Genomic DNA, 15,824 nt, shown 5'->3' with positions numbered 1-15,824 from the left:
AGGCGGCAGGTACCACAGGTTAGCCGAACATCCGGCATTCCCTGCGCGACGGTCTTAACGCTTATACGCAGTCTCCCTGGTGCGCCGGGCTTGTTGGCCACCTCCGCGCGAGGCGAAGCCTCGTCGCTTAGCGACAACGCGCTTGCGCGCGTTGCGCGGTGATACCAGCGTCGGGGTATCGGGACGCTGCGACTTCACGTCCGCAGCAAAGCCGTTCGTCGGCGCGCCCAAAGACACGCCGCGGCTCCATCGCGGCCATCGCTCCCCGCCTCGCGTGTCGTGACGATCGCGCGCAACGCCCCTCCGCAGTGAGGCGGGATGCGCGTTTACAATCATGATTTCTGGAAAATAGCAATAGATTTATTTTTTTCCGAAATCGGAGCGCTCGTCGGAACTGGCTTGTGTGAAACGCAGGAGCTTATGCTCGCGCCCCGCGTTCCACTCAGCTGCGACCGACTCTTCCTGCCGGGCGATCTTCACTTGCCCGGCGGATCAAGGAATACATAAAGGACGGCGATCCTATTATCCTGGGCGATGACGACATCCCATCCGGTATAATCGGACGCTTCGCCGCGCGGCCCAGATCCCCAGGCCAGCCGTCCAGCGTTGTGAAGCGCTTGTGGCTCGCCGATCGGCGTGTAAATGAAATCGGGATGAGTTGCGCGCAGTTCGCCTGCGAACTTGTCGATCGCGTCGCGGCCGACAAAGACGCCAGTCGGGACGTACAAGACTCCGTTCTCCGTCCAGAGCTCGGCGATTGCAGCGCGGCGGCGCTTTGCGTCGGCCTCGCCGAAAACGTCCTGAAGGTTGCGGTGAAGCAGTTCGTGGATGCGATCTGCTGTTTCGCGAGTTTCGTTCATCGTCTTGCTCCGATTCCATCAGTTGTAAGGCGTGCTGCGCGGCCCGCTTCAGATCTGGGTCTGCCCGCCGTCGACGAAGAGCTCGACGCCGTTGACAAAGCTCGCGTCGTCTGAGGCCAGGAACAGCACGGCTTTTGCGATCTCATCGGGCTGGCCGACGCGCCCGGTCGGGATCAGTCCCGCGAGATAAGTCTTCGTGCTCTCTGCCTGCTCGCCGCTACCGAACAGATGGTCCAGCCCGGGCGTTTCGGTGACGCCGGGGCTGACCGCGTTGACACGGATATGCCGGTCCTTCAGGTCCAGGATCCAGTTGCGGGCGAAGTTGCGCACGGCGGCCTTGGTCGCCGAATAGACGCTGAAGGCCGGCGTTCCCGAGACGCTCGTCGTCGATGCGTTCAGGACGATGGAAGCGCCGTCACGCAACAATGGGAGTGCCTTCTGGACGGTGAAGAGGACACCCTTCACGTTGGTGTCGAAGGTGCGCTGATAGTGCTCCTCCGTGATCGCGCCAAGCGGCGCAAACTCGCCGCCACCAGCATTGGCAAAGATCACATCGATCTGGTGATGCTTCTGCTGAACGGCATCGTAGAGCCGGTCGATGTCGGCGAGATTCGCCATATCGCCGCGCACTCCCGTCACGCGACCGCCGATCGACTTCACCGCGGCGTCAAGCCCGTCCTGACGGCGGCCGGTCACGAACACCGAGGCGCCCTCGGCCACAAAAGCCCTCGCGGTCGCAAGGCCGATGCCGCTCGTGCCACCGGTCACCACCACGACCTTGTCGTTGAACCTCTTGGTCATCGTCCGTCTCCTTTGAAGCCTGCGGCAGAAGCGCCGTTACCGTTGAAGATGTGAGCAGAACGATGATGCGAGTAGTTGGGAGATATGGTACGCAGCGTTCTATGAGAGGAACGATGATCAAGGCCGATCTGAACGACTTCGCCTATTTTGCCCAGGTGGTTGGGCATGGCGGATTTGCTGCCGCCGGGAGGGCCTTGCGCGAGCCCAAATCAAAACTGAGCCGGCGGATCGCCGGGCTCGAGGAGCGTCTGGGCCTGCGCCTGATCGAGCGATCGAGCAGACGCTTTCGCGTCACCGAGCTGGGGCAGGCTTTCTACGAGCGCTGCCGTGCAATCCTGGCGGAGGCCGAACAGGCCGAGGCGCTCGTGACGCAAGCGCAGGCAGAGCCCCATGGCCGCATTCGTTTCAGCTGCCCGACCGGCATGGTGGCGGAAATATCCGGGCTCGTGTCGAGCTTCCTGGCTCGCTATCCCAAGGTGCGCTTGCAACTCATCGCCATCGACCGGCCCGTGAACCTGATCGAAGAACGGATCGATGTGGCCCTGCGTGTTCGTTCTGTGCTCGTCGGCGACGCAGCTCTTACGATGCGGTCGCTCGGGACATCCACGCGCATCCTTGTGGCGAGCCCGCAGCTTGCAAGCCGGCTGCGGACCCTGGACGATCTCGCTACGCTTCCGACGCTCGCGACGTCCGATGACGATGTTTTGGTCGAATGGCATCTGGAGACGGATGACGGGCGCGCTCGTGTTCACAGGCATGAACCACGCATGGGATGCGGCGACTTTGGCGCGGTACGCGATGCGGCGGTCGCGGGACTCGGCGTCGCGCTCCTGCCGGATCAGCTCTGCCGGGAGGCGCTTGGCCAAGGCAAGCTCGTCCATGTCCTTTCAGACTGGCGCGGTCACCAGGGTATCGTGCATCTCGTCTTCACCACGCGCCGTGGTCTGCCTCGCGCTGTCCGAGCGCTCATTGACCATCTCGCAGCGGGGTTTCCCAAGTCATTGATCTAGCATCGTCGGTCCCCGTGCGACGAGGCGACGAGCCCGATGCCCGCCACATGATCGAAGCATGACAATCCAGAAGCTCACCCCCAGGACAGAGCGGCGTGGTGATGCAGTAAAGCGCCGCAACGCCTCCATTATCTTTTGCCGCATGGCTTTTGGGCAATGCTGCGGCCTTGCATGCATGATAGCTCAAGAAATGAGCGCAAAGCGTTTATCTCACCGGCTGCATAATGAAGAAGCAACGCCAGAAATGGCCGTAAGCTCTTGAGTTGAAAACAGCATTCGAATCGCTGGCGCACCTCGCCGCATTGTACACAATGGCATAGCGCTTGCTTGACCGTGCCTTGGGAGATCTCTTGCGCGGGGGAAGCGTCGGCCATGACGAGCTCACTCTTAGCCACCACAGGCACGGTGATGGCCGAGCCCGAGCCGATCAGTCTCGATTGGTCGAAGACCGCGCTTCTCATCATCGACATGCAGCGCGACTTCATGGAGCCCGGCGGCTTCGGCGAGACGCTCGGCAACGACGTATCGCAGCTTGCGCGCGCGGTGCAGCCGATCGCCAATCTGCTGACCGCGGCGCGCAACGCGGGCATGCTGGTCATCCATACCCGCGAAGGCCACAAGCCCGATCTTTCCGATGCGCCGCCCGCCAAGGTCGAGCGCGGCGCGCCGTCCTTGCGTATCGGTGATCCCGGGCCGATGGGGCGCATTCTGATCCGCGGCGAACCAGGCCACGACATCATTCCTGAGCTTTATCCCGTCGCGGGCGAGGTCGTGATCGACAAGCCGGGCAAGGGCGCGTTCTACGCCACCGAGCTCGGGGACGTGCTGAAGCAGCACGCGATCGCCAATCTGCTGGTGTGCGGCGTGACCACGGAAGTCTGCGTCAACACCACGGTGCGCGAGGCCAATGACCGCGGCTATCGCTGCGTCGTCATCTCGGACGGCTGCGCGTCCTACTTCCCGGAATTTCACGAGATGGGCCTGCGGATGATCAAGGCCCAGGGCGGCATCTTCGGCTGGGTCGCCGATTCCACCGCCGTTCTGGCAGCGATGAGTTTGGAGACGTTGAACGCCTAAACAGCACGGGGAGCAATGCGATGAGCGCAAGTGGGACGGCAGGCGCGGTGCGCGCGGATTTCAAGCCGGTCTTGTGGACTTCAGGCGACTGGAATGCGTTTTTCGGCTTCGGCACCAACATCCTCGTCAACATGCTGGTGCTGACCGGCCTGTTGCGCTTCGTGCTGAAGATGCCTGACAGCCTGGTGTTCGGCCGCATCCTGCCGGCGCTGGGGCTGATGATGTGCCTCTCGACGTTCTACTACGCGTTCCTGGCCTATCGCCTGGCGCTGAAGACCGGCCGTAGCGACGTCTGCGCGCTGCCCTCGGGCGTCAGCGTGCCCCACATGTTCATTGTCACCTTCGTGATCATGCTGCCGATCACGCTGAAGACCGGCGATCCCATGAAGGGCTGGTCTGCGGGCCTGGTCTGGGTGTTCTTCCAGAGCTTCATCCTGATGATCGGCGGCTTCGTCGCGCCCTATATCCGGCAGATCACGCCGCGCGCGGCGCTGCTCGGCACTCTGGCCGGCGTTTCCATCACCTTCATCTCGATGCGCCCGGCGCTCGAGATGTACATGACGCCGCAGATCGGCCTGGTCTGCTTCGCCATCATCCTGGTGAGTTGGTTCGGTGGGGTGAAATATCCGAAGGGGCTGCCCGCGGGCCTGGTCGCGATCGCGGCCGGCATGGTGATCGGCTGGGGCTCCAACTTGTTCGGCCTTGGGCTCGGCGGCCTCAGCCTCAAGGGCGTTGGCGATGCCTTCGCCAATTTCGGCTTCTCGGTGCCGGTGCCGGCCTTCAACACCGTGTTCTCCGGCTTCGAATATCTCGGCGTCATCCTGGTCACCGCGATCCCGTTCGGCATCTATGATCTCGTCGAGGCCATGGACAATGTCGAAAGCGCCGAAGCCGCCGGAGATGAGTATCCGACCACCCGCGTGCTGACGGCCGACGGCGTGGTCAGCCTGATCGGCTGCCTGATGGGCAACCCCTTCATCAACGCGGTTTATATCGGCCATCCCGGTTGGAAGGCGATGGGCGGACGGATCGGCTATTCCGCCGCGACCGGCCTCATGGTGATCCTGTTGTCCTGGCTCGGCATCATCTCGGTGCTGCTGGCGCTGGTGCCCGTCGTGGCGATCTCGCCGATCCTGCTCTATATCGGCATGCTGATCGGGGCACAGGCGTTCCAGACCACGCCAGTCAAGCATGCGCCGGCGATCGTGCTCGCGTTTACGCCGCATCTGGCGGCCTGGGCCAAGCTGCAGATCGACACCATGCTGGCGTCGACGTTGACGGCGGCGCAGGCGGTCGGCGGCATGGCGCCGGACAAGGCTGTCGCGGTCAAGACCGCGGCGATCGCCGCTTTGCCGCAGCAGGGCGTGCTCTATCACGGGCTCGAAGTGATGGGCGGGGGCTCGATCCTCGCTGGCCTCGTGTTAGGTGCCATTGGCGTGTTCGTGATCGAGCGCGATTTCGCCAAGGCCTCGGCCTTCGCGCTGGCCGGCGCCGTGATGACCTATTTCGGCTTCATGCATGGTGAGGCGGTCGGCGTTGGCGGCGGCCTCGGCGTCACGCCTGCGGTCGCGTTGGCCTATGCCGTCGTCGCGGCCGGGCTGTTTTGGTTGAGCAAGGTCGGCGCCAGCGAGCACTACGTCTCGCATCCGGAGATGCCGGTGGCCGCGCCTGCGGAGTAGCGTCCAAAGACCATTCGTGTTCGAGCCGGCCGCAGCGCGGCCGGCTTCGCCGCCAACGCTCAATCCTGCCGGTCCAGATAGTAGCGGAGCAGGGCGTCGCCGGCGGGCGAGAGCCATTCGGGCGCGCCGGTGATGTAGCCCTCGATCAGGCCGCTGGTCCCGATCAGATAGGAGATCGGCATCGCAGGCAATGCAAACCTCGAAGCGTCCCTATCGGCCGCGTTGGTCGCCGATGAATGCGGATCGGCAAAGGATTGGCGGGGCATCGCGACGTCCTGGGCATAGCGGCGGATGTCCTTTGGGGCGCGCGCGTCGGTGCAGATGGTCCAGATGTCGAGGCCGGGAATCCGCTGCCGCTCCAGGCCGGCCAAGGCCGGCAGGTCGATCCTGCAGGCGGCGCACCAGGTGGCCCAGAGATTGACCAACGTGACGTGGCCCGGCTTGGTCGCCTGCACGACCTCCTTGCCGGTCAGGTCCTGAAGCCGGAGCGGCGCCAACGGCGTGCGGGGCCGGACGATAATGAACTGGCTGCGCGCCGTGCCGAACACCGGCGGGTTCGGCTCCTCAGCGCGCGCACGCGCGGCGAGCAGCAACGTGAAGCTGAGCCCGGCTCCGTTCAGCAGCAGCTGCCGTCGGGCTCGGAGCGGCCCGAGCGAAGCGACCTGATCAGCCATGGATGTAAGCCCACCCCTTCATCTGCAATTCGGCGACGCGGCCGATTCCGAATGGTACCAGCTGCGCGCCATCGATCAGCTGGATCGTGATGTTCTCCTTGGCTTCGGCGATCGCTTTCGAGGACGCGCACATGCTGAAGGCGATGTTGGGATACATCTGGCGCACCGCCGCCAGCGGCTCCTTCAGCTGTGATCTATCGGCGCGAAAGATGTCGATCCCTTGGCCATTGGCGACCACTTCGATCGGCAGTGTTTGTCGCTTGCTGGCAAAGTGCTTGGAGAGATTGGCGGAGTAGCTGATGGCGTGTCCCATGACATGCGGATCGTTGCGATCGATCAAGATGACGATCCCATGGCTTGCGTGAGGGGAAGCGGGAATCGGGACGGCTGGCGCCGCCGTCCCGATCGCCGCCGGTGCTCCGGCGAGGAATCCGCGCCTTGAAAGATCGTTGATCGGGTCGCTCATCGAAAGGAGCCTCGTCGTTACGGAGTGCTGACGACGACCGTTGATCGCCGATACGTGCTGGCCGGAGAGCGTCAGCTGCGCGGCAGGATCGGCGCCTTGCGACTGCGTCCCCACAGCACGAACGCCGAAAGTGCCAGCAACACCAGGTTGAGCGGCGTAACGGCGCCTTCGCCACGCGAAACGTGGAAGACGATCGCGACTATCTGGAGCGTCGTGCAGCCGAGCGCAGCCAGCACCGTGAGGCGCGGCATGATGCGGGTGAGGGCTGGCAACAGAATGCCGAGGCCGCCGGCGAGATCGATCACTCCGATCATGCGGACGAATGCTTCGGAATGGTCGCCGGTCCACGGCATCATGGCGGCCAGCTGAGGGATCGGCGTGAGCAGCTTGACGAGCCCGGCTCCGCCGAAGGTAACGAAGAGCAGGGCCTGCGCGATCCAGAGGCCGATCCGCAAGGCAATGGCCGGCTGAGCGGGGGCGAGTGTGGTGGTCGACATGACGGGCTCCGAAGCTGATGGTGTCGACCCGTTTAATGATTTCTCTGGGTTTGATCATTGTGCTAGCTGTTGATCAATCATTTCCTCTTGGTTGATGATCGATGGACAGGCTTGTCAGCATCAGGGTGTTCTGCGCCGTCGCCGAACTCAGGAGCTTCGCGGCGGCGGCAGGTCGGCTGGGCCTGTCGCCGGCCATGGCCAGCAAGCATGTGATGGAGCTGGAGCGGCGCCTCTCGACACGGCTCCTCAATCGGACCAGTCGCCGGGTCGGTCTCACCGAGGCGGGCGCGCTCTATTTCGAGCAGGCGCGCCAGATGATCGAGGCGCTCGACGAGGTCGAGGCCGTCGTCAGCAAGGCGACGGTGATCCCCCGCGGCACGCTGAAGCTGAGCGCCCCGGTCTGGTTCGCCAATCCGCTGTTCGCCGGCATCCTGGCTGACTACCAGGCGCGCTATCCTCAGGTGCAGCTCGACATCGATCTCAGCGGGCGGCTCGTGAACATGATCGACGAGGGTTTCGATCTGGCGCTCCGGGTTACGGCAAAGCCTGATGAAAGCCTGATCGCCCGCCCGTTGGCAAAAATCGTGATGCAACTGGTGGCATCGCCGGCCTATTTGGACCGCGCCGGACGGCCGACAACGATTGCCGAGATCAACGGGCACGCGCTCCTGAAATATCCGCTGTACTCGGTGCGCACCATTGCGCTGCAAGGACCGGATGGCGCGGAGCATCTGACCCTCAACGAAGTACTCGCCAGCGGCAACGAGACCCTGCTGCATCTGGCTGCGGTGGCCGGCATGGGCATGGCCGTGCTGCCGAAATGGCTGATCGCAGACGATCTGGTTCACAGGCGCCTCGAGCCGGTAATGCCGCAGTGGACGACGATCGAAGGGCCGCTGTCGGCCGTGTATCCGACCCGGAAATATCTCTCGGCCAAGGTGCGGACCTTCATCGATTTCCTTGCCGCCGATCCCCGGCTGAAGCTGGCGTCGCACAGTTCGGACACCCCAAGAACCGCCGCGACCGCGACGCGCGCGTCGCGCGGCAAGCCAAAGCGCGCCTAGCGCTCAGGGCCGCACCGCCGGCGTCTCCAGCGGCATGCCGTGGGCGCGGGACATCAGATAGAGTTCGAGCGCGACCATCTCCGGCGAGCCGAAGTCGAACGCCTGCGCGCGCACGCCGGTCATGCAGCCGCGGATGCGTCGCTGGAGCGAGCCCATGGCCTGCCACTCCAGCCGGTAGATCGGATAGCCGGTCGGCTGTCCCTGCGTGACCGCGGAGCCCGCGAGGTGCTTGTCCCAGTTGTCGTCATGGCAATTGGTGCAGGCGAGATTGAGCTGGCCCTGTCGCTGCATGAACAGCTCACGTCCTTTGGCAATGAACGGCGCCAGCGCGGAATCGTCCCCCGTGGTGATCGGCTGCCCGCGCGATTGCTGCGCGACATAGGTGGCCAGTGCGAGGAGCTCATGGCTCTCGTTGGGGAACGGGCTCGCCTGCTGGTGATCCCTGCGGCAGATGTTGATGCGCTGCTCGAGATCAACCGGTCGGCCCAGCGCGGCATCGAAGGCGGGATAGCGCGCCGCAACGCCTTTCATGCTTGTCGCAGCATCACCATGGCAATCGGCGCAGGCCTTGCCCGCATCACCTTGCTTGGTCTGCCACAGCGTTTCGCCTTCGAGCACGGCCAGCATGCCGGGATTGGCGGTGTCGTCGTCCTGCATCGCCTTGCTGTCTGACGACATGAAGCTGTAACCCGAGCGCCGGTCCGCAGCAGGAATTTCGGCGGCCAGCACGGGCAGGGCGCCCAGCGCTGCGAATATGAAAGCAGCCGCGCAGAGCCGCATCATTCGACCGTGATGTTAGCAGCAGCGTTGGCGACGAAGCCGTTGTCGCCGATCCATTCGAACTCGAACTTGCCGCTCTCGGTCGCGATCGTGAAGAATGACATGAAGGGATTGGCTGATATCGCCGGGAACAGATCGGCGCGAAAGATCTCGGCACCGTTGAGGCGGCAGGTGAAGCTCGTGATGATGTCGCGCGGAATCAGCTCGCCGGCTGCCGTGCGTCGATAGCCCGGCTCCATGATGTGGCTCATCAAGGCCTTGATCTCGACGACGGCGCCGCGTTTGGCCTTCGGCGGCACATTGACCAGGGCGGCCATCACGGCACCTCCTCGGTGCAGGCGGCGAGCGTGACGATCACGTCCGCGCTGGTCTGCCAGAACGAGCCGTCGGACAATTTCGCGATCGCGACCACCTTCTGGCTGTCGGCGAGCCGGATGCGGGTCGCGACCTGTGCCCGTCCGGCCCGCGGCGTCAGGTAGAAGTTGCCGATATTCGGCTGCGGGTTCTTCTCATTGAAGACATGGATGCTCTTGACGTAGTCGGTCTCGGTCATCGGATGATCGACGCTGACCGTCATCGGCACGGTGTTGCCGTTCTCGACCAGCGGCGGAATGTCGAGCTTGACCTTGCCCTGTTGCACGGTCGCTTCGCCGACCAGGTTGCGGATTGCCGAGGACAGCATCGCCGGTGTCGCTTGCGCCGGGCGCACGGTAACGATGGGCAAGCCGCCGCACAGCGCGGCGCTTCCTGCCAGCTGCAGCACGTGACGGCGCGAGATGTCTGACATGTTGGCCATGCGCTTCATATGGTCTCAGTCACGTAGGGTTGCGAGATAGGCCACGATATCCTCGATCTGTTCCGCGCCCAGGATCGGCTTGCCTTGCCAGTTGCGGCCAACCCGTGTCAGCCCGTCCACGCGATAATAGGACGGCATGATGGTGTCCGACTTGAACTTCGAGGCATCGACCAGGCGCAGGCGCAGCTGCGGAACGCTCCAGCGGCTGCCGACGCCGGCGAGGTTCGGCGCCAGGTCGCCCTGGAACCGCACCTCCGGCAGCGGAGCGGCGTGACAGAGGATACAGGTGGAACTGCGGTCGGCGACCAACGCGCGTCCGCGGACGGCATCGCCGGGCTGCCCCGTCAAGGATTCTGCGATCCCGTCGCCGGCGATGCTGTAGGACGCGAGTGCCTGCGCAACCGCGACGTGGGGCAGGGCGGCTGCCAAGAAACAGCAGGCGATCGCAGCCATGCGCCTAGCCAAAGATGTCACCCGTCAGGGTCTTGAACCAGGCCTCCGCGTCCTGCGCTTCCTTGGCGCGAGTCTCGCGCGACGCGTCCACCGGGCTGGTTCGGCCGCCCTCGACCTCGGCGAAGATGTCGCCTTTGGGCTGATAGACGCCGGCCAGCGAGAACGCATAGCCCGGCGCGACGGTGTTGTAGCAGATGCCGGTCAGGCTCGGCGGCTCCGGCGTTTTGCCCGCGAGCTGCGCGACGACCGCGGAAGCGCAGGCCTTGCCTTGGGCCCGCGCCGCGGCGCCTGACTTCGGAATGCCGCCGCCAAGGCAGGCATCGCCGATGACATGGATGTCGGGCACGAGCCTGGATTCGAAAGTGACGGGATCAATGGGGCACCAGCCGGTGTGGTCGGTAGCGCCGGCGAGCGCGGCGATGCGTCCGGCCTTCTGAGGTGGGATGATATTCGTCACCTGGGGATTGTAGTTGCCGAACTCGGTGATGACGGTACCGGTCGCAACCTCAACGCCGGTGACCCGACCTCCCTGCGAGAGCGAGATGCGCTCGATCATATCGCCATAAAGCGCGTTCCAGGCCTGCTCGAACAACTTCTGCTGCGAGAAGGTGTCCTTGGCGTCGAGGATCAGCACTTTCGATCGCGGCTTGCGCGCTTTGAGATAGTGAGCGATCAGGCTGGCACGCTCGTAAGGCGCGGGCGGGCAGCGCATGGGATTAGCGGGGACCGCGATCGCGACCGTGCCGCCATCGTCCATCGCCTCGATTTGCCGGCGCAGGAGCAGCGTCTGCTCGCCGGCCTTGTAGGCATGCGGCATCTTCGTCGAGGCGGCCTCGTCATAGCCCTGCAGCGCGGTGAAATCGAGATCGATGCCGGGCGAGAGCACAAGGCGGTCATAGGAAAGCGAGCTGCCGTCGGCGAGCGTCACCTTCCTCGCCTGCGCATCGATTGCAGTCGCCGCCTGGGCGATGACGCGCACGCCGTCGGCCGCGATCCGGCTGTAGGAAAACTGCTGCGCAGACAGGTCGCGCAGGCCGGCGATGACTTCGTTGCTCAGGGGACAGGAGGTGAAGGTCGCGTTGGTCTCGACCAACGTCACGTCGAGCCGTGGATCAGCCTTGCGCAGCGCCCGCGCGCAGCTGGCGCCGCCAAAGCCACCGCCGATCACGACGACCCGCGCGGAAGCTTGCGCGCGCGCGACATGCGGCAACGCGAGCGCGATGGCGCTCGCGGCAAGGAGGCCTGCGGCTTGTCTCCGCGTCGCCCGCGGCGGTGAGATCATTGACATGACTTCATACTATCAATGGCGGCGGCCGCATGTAACGAGGTCGCCGCCATCTCGCATCAGGCAAAGCTGATGTTCTGGTCGCGCAAGGGCACCGAGCGGATCCGTTTTCCCGTGGCGGCGAAATAGGCGTTCAGCACCGCAGGTGCGGCGACGCTGATGGTGGGCTCGCCGACCCCGCCCCAGAAGCCGCCACTCGGCATCAGGATCGATTCCACCTTCGGCATCTCGTTGATGCGCATCGAGTTGTAGGTGTCGAAGTTGGTCTGCTCGATGCGGCCGTCCTTCACGGTGCAGCCGCCATAGAACAGGCCGCTGAGGCCGTAGACGAAGGAGCCCGCGATCTGCCGCTCGACCTGTGCCGGATTGACGACGTAGCCGGGGTCGGTGGAGGCCACGATCCGCTGCACCTTGATCTTGTTGCCGTCAGTGACCGAGATCTCGGCGGCAGCCGCGACATAGCTGCCGTAGGAATGCAGCTGGGCGAGGCCGCGATAGACGCCCTGCGGTGCGTCCGTGCCCCAGCCGATCTTGTCGGCCACCGCCTCCAGGACCGCGAGATGCTTCGGATGATCCTTCATCAGCTTGCGCCGGAACTCGAGCGGGTCCTGGCCGGCCGCATTGGCAAGCTCATCCATGAAGCATTCCAGATAGATTGCGTTGTGGTTCACGTTCACGCCACGCCAGAAGCCTGGGATGATGTGCGGGTTGCGCATCGAATGCTCGATCAGGAGATTGGGCACCGAATAGCCGATCACAGCATCGCCTGTCGCGTTGAACCCGGCAAAGGTCGCCGGATCCTTGCCGTTGACCAGCGCCTCAGGACGCAGGCTGAACAGGATCGATTGCCCGGAGATCCGGATGTGCAGGGCGGTGAGATTGTTGTCGGCGTCGAAGCCGCCGGTCAATTTGCACTGGGTGATCGGATGATAGCGGCCATGCGTCATGTCTTCTTCGCGCGACCATAGCAGCTTGATCGGTGTGCCCGGCATCTGCTTGGCGATCTGCACGGCCTGGCGGACATAGTCGGTTTGACCGCGCCGGCCGAAGCCGGTGCCGAGCATGACCTTGTGCACCTCGCACTTATCGGCCGGGAAGCCAGTCGCTTCGAGCACCGCTGCGAACGCCGCTTCGCCATTCTGAGTGCCGCACCAGACCTCGCATTTGTCGGCCGTGTAGAGCGCGGTCGCGTTCAGCGGCTCCATGTTGGCATGGTTCTGATAGGGATAGTTGTAGACCGCCTCGACCTTCTTCACGGCGCCCGCGAGCGCGGCCTTGACGTCGCCGTTCTCGTTGCCGACATAGGCCGGCCCGGAGTCGAGACCTTCGGCGAGCCATTGCGCGATCGATGCGGAGGATACTTTGGCGTTCGGACCTTCGTCCCAGACGATCGGCAACGCATCGAGCGCGGTCTTCGCATGCCACCAGGTGTCGGCTATCACGGCCACCGCCGTGCCGTCGACGGCGACCACCTTCTTGACGCCCTTCATGCCGGTGATCTTGGCTTCGTCATAGCTCTTGAGCTTGCCGCCGGTGACCGGACAGTCCTTGATCGCGGCATTCAGCATGCCCGGCAGCTTGATATCGATGCCGTAGATCATCGCGCCCGTGACCTTGTCGGGCGTATCGAGCCGCTTCACGCCCTTGCCGATCAGGGTCCAGTCCTTGGGATCCTTCAGCTTGACGTCGGCAGGCGGCGCGAGCTTCGCCGCGGCTTCGGCGACCTTGCCGTAGGTCGTGGTCCTGCCCGTCGGCGAATGGGTGATGACGCTGTTGGCAGCCGTGCACTCGGCGACCGGCACCTTCCACTCGTTCGCGGCCGCTTGGATCAGCATCATGCGTGCGGTGGCGCCGGCCTTGCGCACATAGTCCTGCGAGGTGCGGATGCCGCGGCTGCCGCCGGTCGAGAAATCGCCCCACACGCGCTTGCGGGCGACATTCTGCCCGGGCGTGGGATACTCCGTCGTCACCTTGCTCCAGTTGCAGGCGAGCTCTTCGGCCACCAGCTGCGCGAGCCCGGTCAGAGTGCCCTGGCCCATCTCGGAGCGGGCGATCCGGATCACGACGGTGTCGTCGGGCCGGATCACCACCCAGGCATTGACCTCCGGCGTGCCATCGGCGGCGCGGACGATCTGAGGTCCGCCGAACGGAATGTCGAGCCCGAGTGCAAGACCACCGCCAAGCGCGGCGGTGCCGATGACAAAGGCGCGACGGTTGAGCTGAGGCGTCACGTGCTGATTCATGATGGCCTCCCTCACGCGTTCGCCGCGGCGTGGATCGCGTCGCGCACCTGCTGGAAGGTGCCGCAGCGGCAGATATTGGTGATGGTGTCGTTGATGTCCTGGTCGGTCGGTTTCGGATTGTCCTTCAGGAGTGCCGCAACCGCCATGATCATGCCGCTCTGGCAATAGCCGCATTGCGGAACGTCATTGTCGAGCCAGGCCTGCTGCACTTTGTGCAGGACGCCTTCGCTGGTGAGACCTTCGATGGTGGTGATCTGCTTGCCTTCGGCTTCGGAGACGCTGACGCCGCAGGAGCGTACGGCCGCGCCATCCATATGCACGGTGCAGGCACCGCATTGTGCGATGCCGCAACCATATTTAGTTCCCGTCAGTCCGGCGTTTTCGCGGATCGCCCATAAAAGCGGCGTATCGGGTTCGACATCGAGCGTGAAGGATTTTCCATTGATCGTCAGGTTTGCCATCGCATATCCCCGGTTCGTTCAACGCGCCAGTTGAACTGCGGGCACTGTGGCCCGAACCTTGGAATCCTTCAAATCAAGAATCTGCGTTTGTAGTTGGGAAGAGATTTGATCTCGCGGTGTTGGCCGTCGTGTCGGCACCTCGTCTGCGTGCAAACAGCTGCCGCCTATGTAGCACGCGGTGGCGCAACAGCGAGGCGCAGAAAACTCATGACGCTGCCGAGCCCGGCGAAGCCCGCGCCCAGCGCCAGCGCCAAGGTTGCGCCTTCGTGGCCGGCGAGGCTGAAGCAGAGCGCGGCCAGCGCCGCCCCGGTGGTCTGGCCCGTGAGCCGCGCAGTGGCGACGATGCCGCTCGCGCTGCCGCTGCGATGCGGCGGCGCGCTCGACATGATGGCTTTCATATTTGGCGCCTGGAAGAAGCCGAATCCGACGCCGCAGATCAGCATGCGCCAGACGATGTTCGGAATGCTCGGATTGTCCGGCAACAGCGCGAGCAGTGCCATGCCGGTCCCGAGCATGACGAGGCCGATGCCGCCCAAGAGCCCAGCGGGGAAGCGGTCGGATAGCCGGCCGGCAATCGGTGCCATGATGGCAACCGCCAGCGGCCAGGGCGTCATGAAGAACCCGGTCTCGACCTGCGAGCGCTGCAGGACGTCCTCGAAATAGAACGGCAGCGACACGAAGCCGAGACCCTGTACCGAGAAGGAGCACACGGCGGTCGCAGCCGAGAGCGCGAACATGCCGCGGCGGAACAGGTCCATGGGCAGCATCGGGGCCGGGTGATCGGCGTGGCGGCGGTTGAGGATCACGCCGAGCACAAGCGCGGCTGCGAGCTCGAGAGCGACCACGAGCAGGGCGGTTCCGTGGGCGGCGCTGCCGATCCCGGTGATGAAGAGGCCGAGGCAGGCGGCGGCCAGGGCGGCACCCAAGAAGTCGAAGCGATGCTCGGCGCGCGGCGTTCGCGGCAGCATCCTCAGCCCGATCACGATCGCGACCAGGCCGAAGGGCAGGTTGACCGCGAACAGCCACGGCCAGGAGCCGAGCGCAAGAATTGCCGACGCGATGGTCGGCCCGAACGTGAAGGCAATCCCGACCACCAGTGCGTTGTGGCCAAGGCCGCGACCCAGCATCTTGCCGGGATAGACGAAGCGGACCAGCGCAGTGTTCACGCTCATGATGCCGCTGGCGCCCAAGCCTTGCAGCGCGCGGGCGACGACCAGGCTCGGCAGCGACCAGGCCAGCGCGCAGCCGACCGAGGCGAGCGTGAACAGCAAGAGGCCGCCGAGATAGATCCGCTGATGGCCGACGATCTCGCCGAGCGCACCGAGCGGCAGCAAGGTCGCGACCAGCGCGATCTGATAGATGTTGACCACCCAGACCACATCAGCCGCGCTGACATGCAGATCCGCCGAGATCGCGGGCAAGGCGATATTGGCAATCGCGGTGTCGAGCGAGGCCATCGCGAGCGCGGTGAAGATCGCGGCGACCGCCCATCTCCTGCGGTTTTCCGGCAGGCCATCGGAGATGTCACCGGGATTTCCGTGCCGCTGGGCGTGGTGGCGATTGGACATCCCTGGTTTTTCCTCGGGCCTTTGCTTCGCGGGATCGCGTCCTTGAGCGTGTACACCGGACAGGCCGGTCTCTTAAGTCATGCCGGCGCATGGCGGTATGCGCTGAGGTA

General features: G+C 64.5%; 18 protein-coding genes. 5 read left to right on the top strand and 13 right to left on the bottom strand.

Going from position 1 to position 15,824, the window contains the following annotated elements; genetic code table 11:
- Positions 1 to 476: 476 nt before the first annotated feature.
- Positions 477 to 860, bottom strand: a complete 384-nt coding sequence (locus BRAS3843_RS03020; protein ID WP_008967235.1) for a nuclear transport factor 2 family protein — start codon at positions 858 to 860, stop codon at positions 477 to 479.
- A 48-nt stretch (positions 861 to 908) separates the two neighbouring features.
- Positions 909 to 1,661 (bottom strand): glucose 1-dehydrogenase, encoded by a 753-nt coding sequence (locus BRAS3843_RS03015; protein ID WP_008967234.1) that lies wholly within the window; start codon positions 1,659 to 1,661, stop codon positions 909 to 911.
- A 113-nt stretch (positions 1,662 to 1,774) separates the two neighbouring features.
- Between BRAS3843_RS03015 and BRAS3843_RS03010 the strand changes: the two genes are divergently transcribed.
- The 4 genes from BRAS3843_RS03010 (at position 1,775) to BRAS3843_RS03000 (ending at position 5,427) form a co-directional block, all read left to right on the top strand.
- Entirely contained in the window at positions 1,775 to 2,671 is an 897-nt protein-coding gene (locus BRAS3843_RS03010) for a LysR family transcriptional regulator (RefSeq protein ID WP_008967233.1), read from the top strand.
- Positions 2,672 to 2,729: 58 nt separating this feature from the next.
- Complete coding sequence (locus BRAS3843_RS40470) at positions 2,730 to 2,933, top strand: hypothetical protein (RefSeq protein ID WP_139024705.1); 204 nt, start codon at positions 2,730 to 2,732, stop codon at positions 2,931 to 2,933.
- A 110-nt stretch (positions 2,934 to 3,043) separates the two neighbouring features.
- Entirely contained in the window at positions 3,044 to 3,748 is a 705-nt protein-coding gene (locus tag BRAS3843_RS03005; protein ID WP_008967232.1) for a cysteine hydrolase, read from the top strand.
- 20 nt (positions 3,749 to 3,768) lie between these two features.
- The gene (locus BRAS3843_RS03000; protein ID WP_008967231.1) at positions 3,769 to 5,427 is read left to right on the top strand and encodes a hypothetical protein; all 1,659 of its coding nucleotides are present in this window, start codon (positions 3,769 to 3,771) and stop codon (positions 5,425 to 5,427) included.
- Between the two features lie 59 nt (positions 5,428 to 5,486).
- On the opposite strand, the gene BRAS3843_RS02995 is transcribed toward BRAS3843_RS03000, so the two are convergent.
- The 3 genes from BRAS3843_RS02995 to BRAS3843_RS02985 all read right to left on the bottom strand — a co-directional run bounded on the left by BRAS3843_RS02995 (position 5,487) and on the right by BRAS3843_RS02985 (position 7,064).
- The gene (locus tag BRAS3843_RS02995; RefSeq protein WP_244425103.1) at positions 5,487 to 6,101 is read right to left on the bottom strand and encodes a TlpA disulfide reductase family protein; all 615 of its coding nucleotides are present in this window, start codon (positions 6,099 to 6,101) and stop codon (positions 5,487 to 5,489) included.
- Positions 6,094 to 6,567, bottom strand: a complete 474-nt coding sequence (locus BRAS3843_RS02990; protein WP_008967229.1) for a twin-arginine translocation signal domain-containing protein — start codon at positions 6,565 to 6,567, stop codon at positions 6,094 to 6,096. Before BRAS3843_RS02990 ends, BRAS3843_RS02995 begins: the two co-directional genes overlap by 8 nt.
- A gap of 71 nt (positions 6,568 to 6,638) precedes the next feature.
- On the bottom strand, positions 6,639 to 7,064 hold the full coding sequence (locus BRAS3843_RS02985; protein ID WP_008967228.1) for a DoxX family protein: 426 nt from the start codon (positions 7,062 to 7,064) through the stop codon (positions 6,639 to 6,641).
- 101 nt (positions 7,065 to 7,165) lie between these two features.
- Here BRAS3843_RS02985 and BRAS3843_RS02980 point away from each other — a divergent pair, with 101 nt between their 5' ends.
- Entirely contained in the window at positions 7,166 to 8,128 is a 963-nt protein-coding gene (locus tag BRAS3843_RS02980; protein WP_008967227.1) for a LysR family transcriptional regulator, read from the top strand.
- 3 nt (positions 8,129 to 8,131) lie between these two features.
- On the opposite strand, the gene soxA is transcribed toward BRAS3843_RS02980, so the two are convergent.
- The 8 genes from soxA to BRAS3843_RS02940 form a co-directional block, all read right to left on the bottom strand.
- Entirely contained in the window at positions 8,132 to 8,911 is a 780-nt protein-coding gene (gene soxA, locus BRAS3843_RS02975; protein WP_008967226.1) for a sulfur oxidation c-type cytochrome SoxA, read from the bottom strand.
- Positions 8,908 to 9,225 (bottom strand): thiosulfate oxidation carrier complex protein SoxZ, encoded by a 318-nt coding sequence (gene soxZ, locus BRAS3843_RS02970; protein ID WP_008967225.1) that lies wholly within the window; start codon positions 9,223 to 9,225, stop codon positions 8,908 to 8,910. Before soxZ ends, soxA begins: the two co-directional genes overlap by 4 nt.
- Positions 9,225 to 9,704, bottom strand: a complete 480-nt coding sequence (locus tag BRAS3843_RS02965; RefSeq protein WP_035980668.1) for a SoxY-related AACIE arm protein — start codon at positions 9,702 to 9,704, stop codon at positions 9,225 to 9,227. Before BRAS3843_RS02965 ends, soxZ begins: the two co-directional genes overlap by 1 nt.
- A gap of 15 nt (positions 9,705 to 9,719) precedes the next feature.
- Positions 9,720 to 10,157, bottom strand: coding sequence for a sulfur oxidation c-type cytochrome SoxX (gene soxX, locus BRAS3843_RS02960; RefSeq protein WP_008967223.1), 438 nt, complete (start codon positions 10,155 to 10,157; stop codon positions 9,720 to 9,722).
- 4 nt (positions 10,158 to 10,161) lie between these two features.
- Positions 10,162 to 11,439 carry an NAD(P)/FAD-dependent oxidoreductase gene (locus BRAS3843_RS02955; RefSeq protein WP_008967222.1) on the bottom strand — a complete coding sequence of 426 codons (1,278 nt, stop codon included), beginning with the start codon at positions 11,437 to 11,439 and terminating at the stop codon, positions 10,162 to 10,164.
- A 62-nt stretch (positions 11,440 to 11,501) separates the two neighbouring features.
- On the bottom strand, positions 11,502 to 13,685 hold the full coding sequence (locus tag BRAS3843_RS02950; RefSeq protein ID WP_035980657.1) for a molybdopterin cofactor-binding domain-containing protein: 2,184 nt from the start codon (positions 13,683 to 13,685) through the stop codon (positions 11,502 to 11,504).
- Between the two features lie 11 nt (positions 13,686 to 13,696).
- On the bottom strand, positions 13,697 to 14,146 hold the full coding sequence (locus BRAS3843_RS02945) for a (2Fe-2S)-binding protein (RefSeq protein ID WP_008967220.1): 450 nt from the start codon (positions 14,144 to 14,146) through the stop codon (positions 13,697 to 13,699).
- A 164-nt stretch (positions 14,147 to 14,310) separates the two neighbouring features.
- On the bottom strand, positions 14,311 to 15,714 hold the full coding sequence (locus tag BRAS3843_RS02940; protein WP_008967219.1) for an MFS transporter: 1,404 nt from the start codon (positions 15,712 to 15,714) through the stop codon (positions 14,311 to 14,313).
- Positions 15,715 to 15,824: the final 110 nt, after the last annotated feature.

Source organism: Bradyrhizobium sp. STM 3843 (assembly GCF_000239815.1).
GTDB lineage: Bacteria > Pseudomonadota > Alphaproteobacteria > Rhizobiales > Xanthobacteraceae > Bradyrhizobium.
This window is presented reverse-complemented; position numbering and strand designations above follow the sequence as displayed.

What these genes read in the sequence shown, in the direction of transcription:
- soxA (WP_008967226.1), bottom strand. Translation starts at nt 8,911, where the DNA reads ATGATGCGGCTCTGCGCGGCTGCTTTCATATTCGCAGCGCTGGGCGCC.
- BRAS3843_RS03020 (WP_008967235.1), bottom strand. Translation starts at nt 860, where the DNA reads ATGAACGAAACTCGCGAAACAGCAGATCGCATCCACGAACTGCTTCAC.
- BRAS3843_RS02965 (WP_035980668.1), bottom strand. Translation starts at nt 9,704, where the DNA reads ATGGCCAACATGTCAGACATCTCGCGCCGTCACGTGCTGCAGCTGGCA.
- BRAS3843_RS02955 (WP_008967222.1), bottom strand. Translation starts at nt 11,439, where the DNA reads ATGATCTCACCGCCGCGGGCGACGCGGAGACAAGCCGCAGGCCTCCTT.
- soxX (WP_008967223.1), bottom strand. Translation starts at nt 10,157, where the DNA reads ATGGCTGCGATCGCCTGCTGTTTCTTGGCAGCCGCCCTGCCCCACGTC.
- BRAS3843_RS02980 (WP_008967227.1), top strand. Translation starts at nt 7,166, where the DNA reads ATGGACAGGCTTGTCAGCATCAGGGTGTTCTGCGCCGTCGCCGAACTC.
- BRAS3843_RS03010 (WP_008967233.1), top strand. Translation starts at nt 1,775, where the DNA reads ATGATCAAGGCCGATCTGAACGACTTCGCCTATTTTGCCCAGGTGGTT.
- BRAS3843_RS03000 (WP_008967231.1), top strand. Translation starts at nt 3,769, where the DNA reads ATGAGCGCAAGTGGGACGGCAGGCGCGGTGCGCGCGGATTTCAAGCCG.
- BRAS3843_RS02985 (WP_008967228.1), bottom strand. Translation starts at nt 7,064, where the DNA reads ATGTCGACCACCACACTCGCCCCCGCTCAGCCGGCCATTGCCTTGCGG.
- BRAS3843_RS02990 (WP_008967229.1), bottom strand. Translation starts at nt 6,567, where the DNA reads ATGAGCGACCCGATCAACGATCTTTCAAGGCGCGGATTCCTCGCCGGA.
- soxZ (WP_008967225.1), bottom strand. Translation starts at nt 9,225, where the DNA reads ATGGCCGCCCTGGTCAATGTGCCGCCGAAGGCCAAACGCGGCGCCGTC.
- BRAS3843_RS02950 (WP_035980657.1), bottom strand. Translation starts at nt 13,685, where the DNA reads ATGAATCAGCACGTGACGCCTCAGCTCAACCGTCGCGCCTTTGTCATC.
- BRAS3843_RS40470 (WP_139024705.1), top strand. Translation starts at nt 2,730, where the DNA reads ATGACAATCCAGAAGCTCACCCCCAGGACAGAGCGGCGTGGTGATGCA.
- BRAS3843_RS02995 (WP_244425103.1), bottom strand. Translation starts at nt 6,101, where the DNA reads ATGGCTGATCAGGTCGCTTCGCTCGGGCCGCTCCGAGCCCGACGGCAG.
- BRAS3843_RS03005 (WP_008967232.1), top strand. Translation starts at nt 3,044, where the DNA reads ATGACGAGCTCACTCTTAGCCACCACAGGCACGGTGATGGCCGAGCCC.
- BRAS3843_RS03015 (WP_008967234.1), bottom strand. Translation starts at nt 1,661, where the DNA reads ATGACCAAGAGGTTCAACGACAAGGTCGTGGTGGTGACCGGTGGCACG.
- BRAS3843_RS02940 (WP_008967219.1), bottom strand. Translation starts at nt 15,714, where the DNA reads ATGTCCAATCGCCACCACGCCCAGCGGCACGGAAATCCCGGTGACATC.
- BRAS3843_RS02945 (WP_008967220.1), bottom strand. Translation starts at nt 14,146, where the DNA reads ATGGCAAACCTGACGATCAATGGAAAATCCTTCACGCTCGATGTCGAA.